This window comes from Sphingobacterium athyrii, from assembly GCF_003071065.1.
Classification (GTDB): Bacteria; Bacteroidota; Bacteroidia; order Sphingobacteriales; family Sphingobacteriaceae; genus Sphingobacterium; species Sphingobacterium athyrii.
In genome coordinates this window covers 379,368-395,689 of record NZ_QCXX01000004.1, presented here as the reverse complement: position 1 = coordinate 395,689, position 16,322 = coordinate 379,368, and the positions used below count along the sequence as shown (strand labels likewise).

14 protein-coding genes are annotated in these 16,322 nt (G+C 41.2%); 12 read left to right on the top strand and 2 right to left on the bottom strand.

Annotation, left to right across the window (positions count from 1 at the left end; translation table 11 throughout):
- The first annotated feature begins 122 nt into the window (after positions 1–122).
- The 4 genes from fumC to DCO56_RS16310 all read left to right on the top strand — a co-directional run bounded on the left by fumC (position 123) and on the right by DCO56_RS16310 (position 4,396).
- The gene (fumC, locus tag DCO56_RS16325; RefSeq protein ID WP_108634828.1) at positions 123–1,520 is read left to right on the top strand and encodes a class II fumarate hydratase; all 1,398 of its coding nucleotides are present in this window, start codon (positions 123–125) and stop codon (positions 1,518–1,520) included.
- 3 nt (positions 1,521–1,523) lie between these two features.
- The gene (locus DCO56_RS16320) at positions 1,524–2,054 is read left to right on the top strand and encodes a fumarate hydratase (RefSeq protein ID WP_241254873.1); all 531 of its coding nucleotides are present in this window, start codon (positions 1,524–1,526) and stop codon (positions 2,052–2,054) included.
- A 170-nt stretch (positions 2,055–2,224) separates the two neighbouring features.
- Positions 2,225–3,376 (top strand): MFS transporter, encoded by a 1,152-nt coding sequence (locus DCO56_RS16315; protein WP_108634827.1) that lies wholly within the window; start codon positions 2,225–2,227, stop codon positions 3,374–3,376.
- An 18-nt stretch (positions 3,377–3,394) separates the two neighbouring features.
- Positions 3,395–4,396: an acyltransferase gene (locus DCO56_RS16310; RefSeq protein WP_108634826.1), complete on the top strand. Its 1,002-nt coding sequence runs from the start codon at positions 3,395–3,397 to the stop codon at positions 4,394–4,396.
- An 18-nt stretch (positions 4,397–4,414) separates the two neighbouring features.
- Here DCO56_RS16310 and DCO56_RS16305 read toward each other — a convergent pair whose 3' ends face one another.
- Entirely contained in the window at positions 4,415–4,879 is a 465-nt protein-coding gene (locus tag DCO56_RS16305) for a copper resistance protein NlpE (protein WP_108634825.1), read from the bottom strand.
- A 325-nt stretch (positions 4,880–5,204) separates the two neighbouring features.
- Positions 5,205–5,579, bottom strand: coding sequence for a DUF3127 domain-containing protein (locus DCO56_RS16300; protein ID WP_077437102.1), 375 nt, complete (start codon positions 5,577–5,579; stop codon positions 5,205–5,207).
- A 77-nt stretch (positions 5,580–5,656) separates the two neighbouring features.
- Here DCO56_RS16300 and DCO56_RS16295 point away from each other — a divergent pair, with 77 nt between their 5' ends.
- The 8 genes from DCO56_RS16295 (at position 5,657) to DCO56_RS16260 (ending at position 16,301) form a co-directional block, all read left to right on the top strand.
- Entirely contained in the window at positions 5,657–6,835 is a 1,179-nt protein-coding gene (locus tag DCO56_RS16295; protein ID WP_108635112.1) for a THUMP domain-containing class I SAM-dependent RNA methyltransferase, read from the top strand.
- Positions 6,828–7,475: an HD domain-containing protein gene (locus DCO56_RS16290; protein ID WP_108634824.1), complete on the top strand. Its 648-nt coding sequence runs from the start codon at positions 6,828–6,830 to the stop codon at positions 7,473–7,475. The genes DCO56_RS16295 and DCO56_RS16290 overlap by 8 nt, the downstream gene beginning before the upstream one ends.
- A 109-nt stretch (positions 7,476–7,584) precedes the next feature.
- On the top strand, positions 7,585–8,352 hold the full coding sequence (locus DCO56_RS16285) for a glycerophosphodiester phosphodiesterase (protein WP_241254874.1): 768 nt from the start codon (positions 7,585–7,587) through the stop codon (positions 8,350–8,352).
- A gap of 312 nt (positions 8,353–8,664) precedes the next feature.
- A complete protein-coding gene (locus DCO56_RS16280; protein ID WP_108634823.1) occupies positions 8,665–9,501 on the top strand; it encodes an endonuclease/exonuclease/phosphatase family protein in 837 nt (278 codons plus the stop codon).
- A 243-nt stretch (positions 9,502–9,744) separates the two neighbouring features.
- Positions 9,745–10,572 carry a DUF4197 domain-containing protein gene (locus DCO56_RS16275; RefSeq protein ID WP_108634822.1) on the top strand — a complete coding sequence of 276 codons (828 nt, stop codon included), beginning with the start codon at positions 9,745–9,747 and terminating at the stop codon, positions 10,570–10,572.
- A gap of 161 nt (positions 10,573–10,733) precedes the next feature.
- Positions 10,734–11,996 (top strand): peptidase T, encoded by a 1,263-nt coding sequence (pepT, locus tag DCO56_RS16270; RefSeq protein WP_108634821.1) that lies wholly within the window; start codon positions 10,734–10,736, stop codon positions 11,994–11,996.
- A 27-nt stretch (positions 11,997–12,023) separates the two neighbouring features.
- Positions 12,024–12,587 carry a nitroreductase family protein gene (locus DCO56_RS16265; RefSeq protein ID WP_108634820.1) on the top strand — a complete coding sequence of 188 codons (564 nt, stop codon included), beginning with the start codon at positions 12,024–12,026 and terminating at the stop codon, positions 12,585–12,587.
- 540 nt (positions 12,588–13,127) lie between these two features.
- Positions 13,128–16,301: a TonB-dependent receptor gene (locus DCO56_RS16260; RefSeq protein ID WP_108634819.1), complete on the top strand. Its 3,174-nt coding sequence runs from the start codon at positions 13,128–13,130 to the stop codon at positions 16,299–16,301.
- The last annotated feature ends 21 nt before the right edge of the window (positions 16,302–16,322 follow it).

The following is a 16,322-nucleotide window of genomic DNA, read 5'->3' as shown; positions in this document are numbered from 1 at the left end:
TTTTTGATTTTTACCTTTTAATTTTTACTTTTTACTGTATTATCCGTTAACTTTGTGATCGATGTGTTGTGTGCCATGCACGCATACCGATTAATTTTTACGTTTTACTTATACAAAACAATATGTCATTCAGAATTGAAAAAGATACGATGGGTGAAGTTCAGGTACCTGCAGATAAATACTGGGGTGCACAAACGGAACGTTCACGCAACAACTTCAAAATCGGACCGGCAGCTTCTATGCCACATGAGATCGTTGCAGGCTTTGCTTACCTGAAAAAAGCAGCGGCCTATGCAAACCACGAATTGGGTGTTTTACCTGTTGAAAAACGTGACGCCATTGCAGCTGTATGTGATGAGATCCTTGCAGGTAAACTAGACGACCAATTCCCATTGGTGATCTGGCAAACTGGTTCGGGCACACAATCCAACATGAATGTAAACGAAGTTGTGGCAAACCGTGCTCAAGTATTAGCTGGATATAAGATTGGTGAAGGAGAACCTGTATTGAAAGCAAATGATGACGTCAATAAATCACAGTCATCAAATGATACTTTTCCTACCGGAATGCATATTGCGGCTTATAAAGCTGTTGCCGAAGTAACTATACCGGGTGTGGAAAAACTGCGTGATACATTGGCCAAAAAAGCTGAAGAGTTCAAAAATGTGGTTAAAATTGGTCGTACACACTTAATGGATGCGACGCCATTGACATTGGGTCAGGAGATTTCTGGTTATGTAGCGCAATTAAACCATGGTTTAAAAGCTTTAAGAAATACACTTTCCCACTTATCCGAATTGGCATTAGGTGGTACTGCGGTAGGTACTGGCTTAAACACACCAAATGGTTATGATGTGGTTGTTGCGAAATACATCGCTGAATTTACAGGTCTTCCATTTGTCACTGCTGAAAACAAATTTGAAGCTTTGGCCGCACATGACGCTATTGTCGAAACACATGGTGCATTGAAACAATTGGCCGTTTCATTGAATAAAATTGCAAATGATATCCGGATGTTGGCTTCAGGCCCACGCTCAGGTATCGGTGAGATCCTTATTCCAGAGAATGAACCGGGATCATCTATCATGCCGGGCAAGGTGAACCCTACACAATGTGAAGCCTTAACAATGGTGGCTGCACAAGTAATGGGTAACGATGTTGCCATCACCATTGGCGGTACACAGGGACATTATGAATTGAACGTGTTCAAACCATTAATGGCAGCAAACTTCTTACAGTCTGCACGTTTATTGGGTGACGCCTGCGTTTCTTTTGAAGAGCACTGTGCTGCAGGTATCGAGCCTAACTACAAACGCATCAAGGAATTGGTTGACAACTCATTGATGTTGGTAACTGCATTAAACACGAAAATTGGTTATTACAAAGCGGCTGAAATTGCACAAACAGCGCATAAAAACGGTACTACCCTTAAAGAAGAGGCAGTACGCTTGGGGTATGTGACTCCAGAAGATTTTGACGCTTGGGTGAAACCTGAAGAAATGGTTGGAAGTTTAAAATAAGCTGTGGCAATAATTTCAATAAAAAATATATCATCAAAAACATACCTATTGGCTCTTGCCATAGGTATGTTTTTCTTTTTTACTGCGTGCAAATTCAATTCGGATATGCAGGGTGAAGGGGCTTCGTTTTTACAGGGCGAGTGGATACAGGACAGTATTCCGGGGCAAGGTCAGATGCTGCAATATACATTGGCCGAGTTTAAATTTACCTGTGATTCCGTTTACGCGACAATGCACGTAAACAATAAGGTACAAACGATCCCGGATAGCTGTTATAAAAATGGTGCTTGGACGGAACACGCCAAAGGGATTTATGTCCTGCGCGGTGACTCGATTATTGTAGACGGTATTTATACCAAAGAAAATGGCAAGCAGAAGATTTCAGGTTGCTATCTTTCGGGGCAATATATCCCTCGTTTTAAAGTAGTCTATCATTCTGCTGATTCTGTGGTACTGGAAAGCCGGTTTGACCAACGTCCTATTGTGCTCAGAAAGACCAAAGATATCACCTGTATACCTAAGAAGAGATATTAGTATTGAGACATTAGGATTTAGACTTTGTTCTCTATGCAAGCCTTTGGCAGGCCTACTTCTACCTTATCTTGATCGACTCGTCTCAAGGGACTATTACATCGATAGAAAAATCAACATGTAATAACCGGTTTTTTATTTTTACTTTTGCCTATCAACTTCCAACCATCCATATGAACAAAGGAATAATTGCCTTAGCTTTTGGAGGACTTGCCATCGGAATGACGGAATTCACGATGATGGGAATCTTGCCCGATATTGCTAAGGATTTGCAGATCGAAATCCCTACTGCGGCCCACCTTATTGCCCTATATGCGCTAGGCGTGGTTGTGGGCGCCCCGACATTGGTCTTATTTACGGGTAAATATCCTCCCAAAAAGGTCTTACTCTTTTTAATGCTCCTCTTTTTTATTTTCAATGGCTTATTCAGTATAGCGCCGGGACAGTTTCTGATCAGTCTCTCGCGTTTTATGGCTGGACTCCCACATGGTGCATTTTTTGGTGTTGGGTCTGTTGTGGCCGCAAAACTCGCTCCAAAAGGAAAAGAAGCCCAGGCCATCTCAATCATGTTTACAGGTATGACAATCGCCAATCTGGCGGGGGTACCTTTGGGTACCTATCTTGGTCATCACTATTCCTGGCGCCTGACTTATGGCATTATCAGTATACTGGGCCTGATTACTTTCGCGGCAATATATGCCTGGATGCCGAAAATTGAGGCTTCTAAAGGAAATAATATCTTCAATCAGCTGAATTTTTTCAACAAAAAAATCGCCTGGTTGCTCATGGCGATTATCGCAATCGGTACCGGTGGATTATTTGCCTGGATCAGCTATATTGCTCCTTTGGCAACCAAGGTTTCCGGAGTTCCAGCTGACCGTGTGCCACTGATTATGATATTGATTGGAGTTGGTATGTTTTTTGGCAATCTGATCGGCGGGAAACTAGCCGATACCATTTCGCCAACAAAAGCTGCAATCGCAAGTTTTTCCGCTATGGCACTGTGCCTCGTGATGGTGTATTTTATCTCACCGCTGGGCTGGACAGCCTATCCACTGGCCTTTATTACAGGTTTGGTATCCTTCACTATCGGCTCGCCGACACAACTGATGTTAATTCGGGCCTCCAAAGAAGCTGCAACATTGGCTGCAGCAGGCGGACAAGCAGCATTTAATCTCGGCAATACACTCGGTGCATTTTTAGGGGGAATTCCCATTACACTAGGACTGGCTTACAATACCCCTTCGCTAGTGGGTGTAGGTATGGCAAGTATTGGCGCTCTACTGACTTTGCTTTATCTCAAGGTTTACGACAATAAAAGTTAACAGTTAAAAAAAATTCAAATGGCCCGAAGTAGTTACATCAGTGTATTGCGTATCATTGCGATCTTTTTGATTATCCTGATCCACTCTTCTTCGGGCTATTTAAACAGCAATGATTTCAATTCTTTCGATTGGAATTATGCCAATTGGATCAACAGCTTCTCCCGTTTTGCCGTCCCCCTCTTTGTCATCATCTCCGGCGCATTGCTTTTGCAGAGAGATGAAGATACAAGTACATGCTATAAAAAGCGCCTGTTTAAAATTATTCCACCATTTATCTTTTGGACCATTGTCTACCTGATCTATTATTTTATCCGGTACATCGATTTCGAATATGTGGGTTTTCCACAAGTTATTAACATTGTGTTAATTCGCTTAAAATCAGGAAGCAATGCACACCTATGGTACCTATACATGCTGATCGGGCTTTATCTGGCCATTCCTTTTCTACGAAAAATGATCCGGAATTGTTCAAAAAGAGAGATTGAGATTTTTTTATGCCTCTGGTTTGCTGCATTATTTTTCAGCAATAAATGGTTTAATGCCTACCTACCAAACTTTGACCTCATGTTCTTTTACGGCTACACGGGGTATCTTGTCCTGGGTTATTACCTTTACAACCATCAGCTCGGGCAGCTGAAATGGTTGGGCATGCTGTTCTTTATAGGCTGCTGTCTGATTACAGGTTGGGGTACCTATTGTTTAAGTATTGAAAAGGGAGAATTTGACCCCACGCTATACAATTATCTGTCGCCGAATATTGCATTAAGTGCAGGCTTTTTATTTGTATTTGTTCAATGTCTAAAACTCCCAGAAAGGTTACGTGCGTTCTGGGAATTTATCGACATCCATAGTTTTGGCATTTATTTAAGCCATATCCTACTCTTGAACTATATACATCCGCTCATTCCCTTAGCCACGCTATGGAAAATTCCGGTAGCAGCAATACTCACGCTGCTCTCAAGTGCCCTGCTGACTTATTGCCTGCGAAAGATCCCATTTGGGAAATATGTCAGCGGTTAGTTCAATTTGGTCCGGTGCTTATTTTTCACCTTCGACTTTATTATAGACATACAGGTGTGCATTGGGACCGTCGATCTCCTTCCCATCCTGATCCAGCCCGATCAATTTATTTTCACCCACCTTTAACTTCATGTTGGTTTCTTTGCCGGTCAGATGTACAACCGAACCATTGTCATGCCACATGACTTTACCTGAATCTTCAACTTTGCTGTTCTTATTGATATATTCACTTACAATCGAAAAAGTGTTGTCATTCTTTAAGGTAATGTTTGTTTTGATACCTTCACAATCAGCACAAGGAATAGTTGCTTCGTACTTGCCCGGCCAATCCAAAGAATTCTGAGAGGTATGGGTCGTATCCGCTGTCATCGTTATATGATCGGATGAATCTGGTGCTACCACGTGTTGATTTTCCTTTTTTGTCTGATTGCAGGCGCTCAAACAAAGTGCTGCGAGGCAAATAAATAATACGGATGATTTCATATTTCTGCTATTTTGAGTTAAATACACCGGATAACAAGCAATTTCGGCGCCAAGAAATGTTTATCCAAATCTAAAAAATGCATCGCCGTTAAAATAATGAAGCGGTGTCCAAAAAGTAAAAACAAAGCGGATAGGAATGGTATGGTTGCCCGGATATCCATGGTTGTCCCGAGATGGTAGCATACCCTGACAAAGTGAAATAAAAAGGACCGCCCATCGTTGGACAGCCCTATTTATATCATATACTGTACGACAATCCATGCCATAAACATGCTATATTTATAGCGTGATGTGCCTACAGGAATTATTGCATGTCTTATTTAGACTAGAACGGTAAATCATCATCATCTGATGAGCCAGACAAATCTACAGGAGCGGGCATATCCGCGTAACCCGGAGAAGATGGTGCCGGTGCAGCATTTCCTAATTTTGTTACTCGCCATGCAACCAGTGAATTGAAATATGTCGTCACGCCATCTTTATTTGTCCAAGGACGGCCACGAAGATTAAAAGATACCTCTACCTCTTCGCCAATAGCCAGGTTATCAAAAATTGAAGTTCTGTCTTGTGTTGATTCAAAACGGATATACTCAACAAATTGTGGGTTTTCAGCATAAGCTACAATCATATCACGTTTTTTGAATGATTCTGTCACTTGTTGTGTCGCTCCTATCTCGTGTACTTTTCCTCTAATTTCCATAATCAAAAAAATAAATATTAAAGCGTAAAATTAAGCAATTTTTGAGGAAGAGTTTAATTAACTTTGTACAAAATATGATGGAAGTTTTCAACACCCCCAATAAAGTTATCATTACGTGCAATAAACGCTTATCGCCGTATTTGCAACAGGAAGTTAAAGAGTTAGGTTTTGACATCGTCAGAGCATTTCCTACTGGAGTCGAATTGAAAGTCAGTGTAAATGATACGATCAAGCTCAATCTGAACTTGCGTACCGCTTCGCAGATTTTATATTCGTTAAAGGAGTTTTCGGCCAACAATCCTACGGAGCTTTACGAAGAGCTCAGCGCGATTGCCTGGGAAGAACTGATCCAATTCGATGGCTACTTCTCGGTAAGCTCCAATGTGGACAATGAAACAATCAGTACGCCTCTATTTGCAAATGTGAAAGTGAAGGATGCGATTGTAGATCGTATTAAAGATAAAAAAGGCATGCGCCCGAATTCTGGTCCGGAAAACAACAAAGCTGTCATTCACCTCTATTGGAAGGATGACCGTGCTGAAATTTTCCTTGATACCTCAGGCGAGACACTTGCCAAACATGGTTACCGCAAGATTCCGGGAAAAGCTCCCATGCTGGAGGCCCTGGCGGCATCAACAATTATTGCATCGAAATGGGATGGCGTATCCGCTTTTGTCAATCCGATGTGTGGATCCGGGACACTGGCCATTGAAGCGGCATTGATCGCTACCAATAGAAAACCGGGACTCCTGCGCATGAATTACTCGTTCATGCATTTCATCGGTTATGATGAAACTGTTTTCTTTCAGGAACGTCGCTTGTTAAAAGATCAGATCAATAAAAAAGCGGCTCCTCAAATTATTGCTTCGGATATCTCCGAAGAAGCGATCAACGTTTCCAAAATGAATGCCCGCACGGCAGGTGTAGAACAATTAATTTCATTTGAAGTATGCGATTTTGCCGAAACACACGTTCCTAAAGAAGGTGGTGTCATCTTATTCAATCCAGAATACGGTGAACGTTTAGGTACGCATACCAAGTTGGAAATTACTTATAAACGCATGGGTGATTTTATGAAACAGGAGTGCAAAGGTTATAGAGGCTATATATTTACAGGTAATCCGGATCTAGCAAAGAAAATTGGTCTCCGTGCGTCCAGACGTATAGAATTTTATAACGGTAAATTAGATTGTAGATTATTAGAATACGAATTATACGAGGGTACTCGCGAAAAAACAAAAGTATTGTATGAATAACATTATTGAACGCACAGTCGCATTTGTGCAAGATCGTTTGAAATTTGCGGAAGCAGGCCATGATTGGTCGCATATTCAACGCGTATGGAACAATACGAAGTTAATTTTAGAAGATGAAGAAGCTGATGTCATGGTCTGCGAATTAGCCGCACTCCTGCATGACATCGCTGACAGCAAATTCCATGACGGTGACGAAACAATTGGCCCTCGCGTTGCCGGAGAGTTTTTGGCAAGTCTGGAAATTTCTCCGGAAATTATCGACCATGTCAAAAAGATCATCTTTAACATGTCTTTCAAAGCAAGTTTGGGTGAGGTCTCTTTCCATTCCAAAGAAATGGAAATTGTACAGGATGCCGACCGTTTGGACGCCATTGGAGCGATCGGTATCGCACGTGCATTTAGTTTTGGCGGAAATAAAGGCCGGGAAATGTACAACCCCAACATCCCCGTACAGGAATATAAAGACAAGGAAGCTTACAAACATTCTGAAGCTCCGACAGTTAATCACTTCTACGAAAAACTACTCTTGTTGAAAGATAAGATGAATACACAGGCCGCAAAAAGAATTGCTGAACACCGCCACCGATATATGCTCGAATTCCTGGATGAGTTCATGGCAGAATGGAATGGTAAAAAATAAATTACAGTTAACAATAACTAAATATAAAAGTGGTATTTTAGATCTTGTGAATCAGGATAAAAAGTACCACTTTTTTATGCTGTAAAAATCAGCATTCAAACTAACACATATGAAAAAACACATTTTTAGCTGTCTGACGTTGGCTATGGTCATTTCATCGACAACATTATTTGCACAGACCAAAGCAATTGCACATCGTGGGGTATGGAAAAACAGTCATCTTCCTCAAAATTCCATTGCCTCTTTAAAAGCCGCACATGAACTTAAACTTTTTGGATCTGAGTTTGATGTCCACCTTACGAAAGACAACGTCCTTGTCGTCAATCATGACAATGATTTTTATGGTATCGACATCGCAACAGCAACGTATGCGGAGCTCCTCGCCAAAAAACATCCGAATGGGGAATCCATTCCAACATTGGAAGAATATATCAAAGCAGGAAAAAAGTTAAAGGGTTTACGTCTGATCCTGGAGTTAAAAACCAACAAACTCGGTGTAGAACGAACGCTTGAGGCTGCAACAAAGTCTGTTGAAATGGTAAAAAATCTGAAAGCAGAGAAAATAACAGATTATATCGCATTCAGTTTCGAGGCTTGTCAAAAGATTCATGAGCTCGCTCCAAAAGCAAATATCCAATACCTAAATGGAGATAAATCACCTGCTGATGTGAATGCTGCAGGAATCAATGGCCTAGACTACCATTTTTCGGTCTTCAAAAAGAATGCGAGCTGGTTACAGGACGCACATCAATTAGGTATGAAAGTAAATGCCTGGACCGTCAATACCGAAGAAGAAATGAGCAATCTAATTGGAAAAAAGATCGATTTTATCACAACGGATGAACCCGAATTGTTGCTTCAGGTATTGAAAAAATAAAGGTTATCCCCGAGATCATCAGCAACATTACAAACTGAAGATCGTTTTATTTCCTGCAAGTCGAATATAAACAAGTTTAGCCTATGGCTTTATTGATACGAGATCCAAGATGGGAAATATAAATGAACTTCGGGATTAAACAACGGACAAAATCGGAATACCATGCAGCCATACATCGATAAGCTCAGGTATTGCAAAATAATTATTCCAATGAAACATCACGATTGATTCGATCACACTAGGGATTGAATAACCGAGCAAAGCGAGCTCATGAATGCCGATGAGATTAACACTTATAAATAATTAATATAGATGAAAAAAATCTTTATACTCGCTGCAGCATTATGCCTATCGTATATTTCTTATGCACAGGATTTTATTGCAGCCACATACAACATCAGACAACGAAATACCGTAGATAGCGGTAATATGTGGACCGACCGCAAGGTGCCCCTGACGAATTTGATCAAGTATCATGGTTTTGATTTATTCGGTGTTCAGGAAGCCTTTCATGATCAGGTTCAGGATCTAAAAACGTTGCTTCCGGGATTCGACTATGTCGGTGTGGGGCGTGATGACGGCGCACAGGAGGGTGAACACTCTGCAATTTATTACAATACCAATCGGTTCAAAGCCATAAAAAGCGGTACGTTCTGGCTTTCAGCGACAGATACCGAACATCCGAATAAAGGTTGGGATGCAGCCTTACCTCGAATCTGTACCTGGGGGATTTTTGAAGATAAAGCCAATAAAAAGCGCTTTATTTTTATGAACACACATTTTGACCATATCGGACGTACAGCGAGAACGGAAAGTGCGAAATTGATTTTGGCCAAAGCAAAAGAATTTGCAAAGGATCTTCCTTTGATCTTAACCGGTGATTTCAATGTGGATGAAAAAGACGAAGCCTATTTTACGCTCGCCAATAGTAAAGTGGTCACCGATGTACACGAACTGTCTCCACTTAAATATGAGCCGAACTCTTCCTTTAACGGCTGGGGGAAAAGTCTTAGGGCATCTGGCCGTATTGATCATATTTTTATCACAAAGCCTTTCCAGGTAAAAAAATACGGTATTCTGACAGATACTTACATGAGTAAATTCCCTTCTGACCACTTCCCTGTTGTAACAACACTTTCATGGAAATAGGTCCTATAAAATAAAAAAAGCAATTTTATTATATAGCAGAAAAAGCGCCCCTTTTGGGGGCGTTTTATTTTTAGACCCTTTCCTTTCAACAAAGACTGCCGTGACAATGCGCAGCTTTCGCAGCATTAAGATTGTGGCGCATTTACTACGGATATGGACAATCTCATGGAAATAATAGTCGACAATTTAAACTTTTACAAAAATTAACGGTCGATATCCTTAATTTTGACAGCAAAACATATCATGATGAAATTTCCATTACTATATTGTACCCTATTTGTTTCGGGGCTTTTGTACTCCAACAACAGCGAAGCGCAGATCTTTAAAAAGATTAATGAGGCCTTGAACAAGGCAAGCCAAGGTCAAACCGATAGCACAAAAACAACGAATTCTTCAACTAGCGGGTCTTCGACTTCAAGTTCAAATAAATCGAATACTTTAGCTTCCTTATCAAGTAAGGATGCATCACTGGGTATTAAACAGGCTTTAAGCAACGGTCTCAACCTAAGTATCGAGTCTCTGGCAAAAAAAGACGGCTTTTTAGGTGATGCAGCAGTTAAGATTTTAATGCCTGCGGAGGCTCAAAAAGTAGAGAAAACACTTCGCGCTGTGGGTATGGGCAAACTATGTGATCAATTTATACAGAGCATGAACAGAGCTGCGGAAGGAGCCGTAAAAGAAGCCGCCCCCGTATTTGTGAATGCATTATCTAAAATGACCATCACCGATGCAACCAATATTCTATTGGGTAGCAAGCAGGATGCCGCAACGACATTTTTCAAAACAAATACATCAACTGAATTGACAAACAAGTTCAGTCCTGTCATTAAATCGGCAATGGGCGTGAATAATGTTGACCAATATTGGACACAGCTGACCAGTGCCTATAATAACTTGCCGCTAGGCAATAAGGTAGAAACAAACCTCACCGCTTATGTCACACAAAAGGCCATAGATGGTTTATTTATTAAGGTAGCGGATCAAGAATCAAAAATTAGAAACAATATCGGCGGAAGCAGAAATACAAATATCTTGCAGAAAGTATTTGGCTACGCCGACGAAAAAAAATAAGCTAAATCTAGAATTAGCCCCAAGAGAGATACAGGAGGTTAGCGAAATATTACCTCTAGTAAACAAGACTTGTCAGTTTATTGACAAGTCTTGTTTGTTTTTGGTCGAAGCCCATTAGAATTTGTAAATTTGGTCACCCTTATCATATTAGGGCGATAAAAATGAGCACATTTGAGATTAATAACATAAGTGACTTTTCAGTTTCGGAAAGATTTCAGCGCTACGTACAGATTGATACACAGTCAGATGTCAATTCTCCGACATGTCCGTCTACGGAAAAACAGAAAAATTTGGGTAAATTATTGGTAGAAGAACTCTTATCATTGGGCATTTCGGATGCCGCTATGGATGAAAATGGTTACATCTATGCAACTATACCTTCCAATACAGCCAAGAAAGTTCCAGTGATCTGTTTCTGTTCTCACATGGACACTTCTCCGGATTCCTCGGGCAAAGATGTCAAACCTTTGGTACACCACAATTACCAAGGCCAAGATCTGGTACTTCCTGACGATACGAGCATTGTAATCAAATATGCAGAACATCCCGACCTGGCCAATCAAATCGGAAACGATGTGATTACCGCCAGTGGAACAACATTATTGGGGGCAGACGATAAAGCGGGTATCGCTGAAATAATGGATGCTGCCCGTCTGTTGATGAAACACCCGGAGATTAAACATGGTGATATCAAGATTTTATTCACACCGGACGAAGAAATCGGCCGTGGGGTTGATAAAGCAGATTTAAAACGTCTGGCGGCAGACTTTGCCTACACCATGGACGGCGAAAAAGCCGGCACGATCGAGGATGAGACATTCTCGGCAGATGGAGCAACTTTAACGATCCATGGCGTCTCCGTGCACCCTGGTTTTGCAAAAGGAAAGATGCAAAGTGCGATTAAAATCGCAAGTGCCATCATCGATGCATTACCGAAAGACAGACTTTCTCCAGAAAGCACCAATAAAAAGGACGGTTTTGTGCACCCAGTGAATATCAGTGGATCGGTGGAGAAGGCAGAGATTCAATTTATCATCCGTGATCATGCAACAGCTAATCTGAAAAAACATGAAGATGAACTGGAAGCAATAGCAAAATCCATCGTCAGTCAATATCCAAATTGCAGCTATACCTTTGTTGTAAAAGAGCAATACCGCAATATGAAAGAGGTCCTTGATCAGTATCCAGAAATTATGGAAATTGGCATGGAAGCTATTACAAGAGCAGGTATGGTCGCAGAAAGAAGAAGTATCCGTGGTGGTACCGATGGATCACGGCTTTCGTTTATGGGCCTTCCATGTCCTAATATCTTTGCGGGTGGACATGCATTTCATGGGAAACAGGAATGGGTATCAGCACAAGATATGGAAAAAGCGGTCAAAACAATTTTGCATGTTGTATCTTTATGGGAAGAAAAAGCATAAATACATTCTAAAATCAACATATTTTTAATGAAAAACGACGTTTTAAAAGCAATACACTACAGAAGATCGGTATTTCAGGCTTCTTTTACTGAAGAGGAAGTAAGCAAAGAGGATATCCTTAGCATTTTGGAAGCAGCTAATGCTGCTCCAACACATAAACGGACACAACCTTGGCGTTTTGTCATCTTCCGCAAAGAAGGACTTCAACGCTTGGGTACTGAATTATCGCGCATCTATAAATCGGTTACACCAGCGGAGAAATATACGGAAGCAACGGAGATCACCATGGGCAAAAAAGCAACACAATCGAATGTTGCCATTGCGCTTATCGTCAATTATACGGGTGAAGTTCCCGAATGGGAAGAATTGGCTTGTACTGCTGCCGCTGTAGAAAATATGTGGCTCGCTGCACATTCGTTGAATATTGGTGGATACTGGGCAACACCGGGCTTAATTAATCATTTGGGAGGTTTCCTTAATCTGGAAGAGAACCAAAAATGTATCGGCCTATTTTACTTGGGACATCACCAGTCAGAGGCGCGTGAGCCGATACGTACACCGATTGAAGAAAAAATTCGTTGGGAAGAATAAATCCCAATATATAGAAATACAGAGCGGTCTAGCCATACCTCTAGGCCGCTTCTGATTTTTTTTACTTAGCATCACGACCAAACCCAATGTCATCTGCTGCGATGTAGGCATTTTCTATGCCTTGAATTTGTTGATTGGACTGGTCTCTCCCTCCTACCTCAAAGATGTATTTTTCATCGACAATAAAATCTCTCTGCTCTACATCGTTTACCTGATGTTGGATTGAAAGTTAGTTAACAAAAAATGTTTCCCTTAGATTTCTATCGTTAACATTATCATGTCCAAATAAGAAGGAAAGATTGATACTAAATACAATTTTGCTTAGGACGTCATCAGTCTAAGGCACATGAACCGGCAGCGAGCGGCTTGGAAGAATCCGAGCGAACCGCTGTTTATAGATTAATTAATTACGGTCAATGGATTACCAAAGTTCATTTTTCTTAAATATTTAATAATAGGTAGTTAATCATTTGGCAATCTTGCAAGGATAATTTCGCAACATACTTGTGACAAGCATCATCAACTAAACTTGAAATTATCATGCACAAAAAAATCATTTGGTTAATGCTCTTAACCCTTATTACATTTGTTCAAATTCCAAATCGAAGCTACGCCCAAGGTACCGAGGCTACAATCACTGGTCGTGTCACTGATGACAAGGGACCAGTGAAAGGAACATCGGTATCCGTAAAAAATGAATCGACCGGTTTTAGACAAACGACACTGACTAACCAAAACGGTGTCTATACCTTTCAGCAATTGCCTTTAGGTTCTCCATATAGTATTACAGTGGTCCACATTGGCTACGCTGAACAAAAGAAAACCGATTATAAATTGAGCTATGGCGATGAACTCAATGTAGACTTTACCTTATCTTCCGCGGAGAATAAATTGGATGAAGTAATCGTACAAGGGGCAGCAGCCGATTTAAAAAACAAGATCAAAACATTGGGAGCATCTACAGCCATTACGGCCAATGATCTCAAAAAGATGCCCGTGAATGGACGTAATTTCTCTTCTTTAATTGACTTATCACCTGTCAGCAGCGGCACAAATCTTGCGGGTCAGCGGGCCTCATCAACTAATTTTACGGTAGATGGCATGAACTCCAGAAGCACAGTAGCTGGTGGAAATAGTGGTGGTGCCTATTCAATTTCTATGGAGGCTATTCGAGAATTCAAGGTGGTCACCAACGATTATGACGTCACCTTTGGCCGCAGTGGCGGCGGAAGCATTACGACTGTGACCAAATCAGGGACAAATACCCTCACTGGAAGTGCCTTTACTTTCGCACGTGCAGGCTGGCTATCGAGCAAGTATAACCTGAACGGAACACCACGCAAACAGAAATTCTCCACCTACCAATATGGCTTCTCTCTTGGGGGACCAATCATTAAGGACAAAGCCCATTTCTTTGTCACCTGGGACCGGCAAATGGATACTCGACCCCTTCAGATCGCTGATATTCAAACAACAGAGGACATTGCCCGTTACAAAGTAACACAAGCTACTTTAGATGAGTTTACAGAGATTGCAGTAGGTAAATATGGCGCTAGTGCCGACCGTCTATTTGGTTCTTTTGACAAAAAGAAGAAGACTGACGCTGCTTTCGCGCGAATCGACTGGCAACTGAATGAAAAAAATTTATTGACTATTCGCAATAATTTTGTTTATGATCTGGATAACCAACAAGAAGGGGACAATACCGGTATCAACGCTTTTGAATCGTACACCAACAGGAAGTATATAAACAATAGCCTTATGGCTTCTTTGCGTACTTCGATTAGTTCCAGATTGACAAATGATCTGAAGATCCAACATTTTTACGAACGCTCCGAGGCACAACATAATGTTGATGGATTTGACCAGTCACATAGTATTCCCCGCGCTATCGTTGAATCTATCCAATCAGTAGATGGTACAAATAAATACAACAATTCGATCCAACTCGGTGGTCAACGCTTTTCGCCAGAATGGTTCAACGGTAATATGTTGCAATTGGTCAACAACGTATACTACAATACGGATAAGATCAAATATACTTTCGGCGCGGATATCATGTATACCAACATGGATTTTCGTTATGGCAGTGAAATGAACGGTCGTTTCTATTTTACAGGTCTACAAAACTTCAATAACCTAACTCCTTATCGCTATGCCCGTGATGTTTATATGACTGACAAAGAGAATACTTTGGTCAACAATTTGGCCATAGGTATTTATGGGCAGATGGAAGCTAAGATCGCGAGAGGCCTTGACGTAGTCGGCGGCCTACGTCTAGACAACACGAAATACCTCAAGAAAGCTACGTTCAACCAAACGGTCTATGACGAGTTAGGTCTTTCAACCGACAATGGGATTAACACATTTCAAATACAGCCTCGTGTGCAATTCAACTGGGATATCAATGAAGAGAAGAAAAATATCATCCGTTTTGGAGCTGGTATATTTGGGTCGGCACTCAACCCATATTCAATGTTAAACAATATGTTGTTTGATGGTTCACGCATTGCTGGCGTAGATATCACGGATCCTACATTAATTCCTAAGCCAAATTTCGCAGGATATCGCAAGGACCCCGATACAGCTCCAGGACGCGAACTGTTGGACAATCCAAAGATCGAAAAACTTGTTACAATCAATATGAACAGTAAGGATGTTAAAGTGCCGACTGTATATAAAGCCAACATCTCTATAAACCACTTTTTCTCGCCTTCGCTACGCATCGGTTTAAGTGCTTATGGAACTTGGGGACGCAATAACTATATGTATGTAGATCGTAACATGGTAGAAGACCCTTACTTTAGATTGACCGCCGAAAGTAACCGTGGAGTGTATGTTCCGGCGTCGAGCATCAATACGACAAATGGTGCAGCCAACTGGACCAATAGCCGTAAGACCAAGCAGGTCGGCCGGGTACTAGAGATGAACAGTGATGGAAAAAACAATTCGTACACCGTTGTATTGGACGGAACTTATCGTTATTACAAAGATGGACAAATAACGATGTCGTATACCTGGAATGATACAAAGGACAACACCTCGTATAATGGCAATGTCGCTAATACCGCGACTCTCTCTCTAATGGTCAAAGATGATCCGCGTGACTTAAGTACAATGGCGTATTCGGATAATCAGTTCCGCCATAAGGTCGTTTTCTATGGTACTATGCCATCGTTATGGGGAGTATCCTTTGGATTGCGTTTTAGCGGAATTGCAGGTTCACGTTATTCCCTGGCCGTAAATGGAAATGTCAATGGTGATTTTGTAAATTCCAACGATCTTGCGTTTGTCTATGACCCGAATAGCAGTAGTACACCAGAATACATTAAGGATGGAATTCAAGCAATTCTGGATGATCCTAAAGCAGAACAAAGCATTAAAAACTATATCAATGGAAACCTTGGGCGCGTAGCCGAGCGGAACGGTGGTATTAACGGCTTCTATGGTGTATTTGATCTACATTTGGCCAAAAATGTAAAGATATACAAGAAACATGGTATTGAGGCATCAGTAGATATCTTCAATGTTGCCAACCTCTTAAAAAGAAGCTGGGGTGTAGGACATAACTTGGGCAAACAGAACCTCTACGCTATCAAGAGTTTCGATGCTGCCAACCAACAATATATTTACAATATGAGCTCAGGTGTTGGTGTATCTAATTTGAACGGTAATCCCTACCAAATTCAGCTGGGGTTAAGGTATGCATTTTAAGGATGGATACTATTTTCAAAA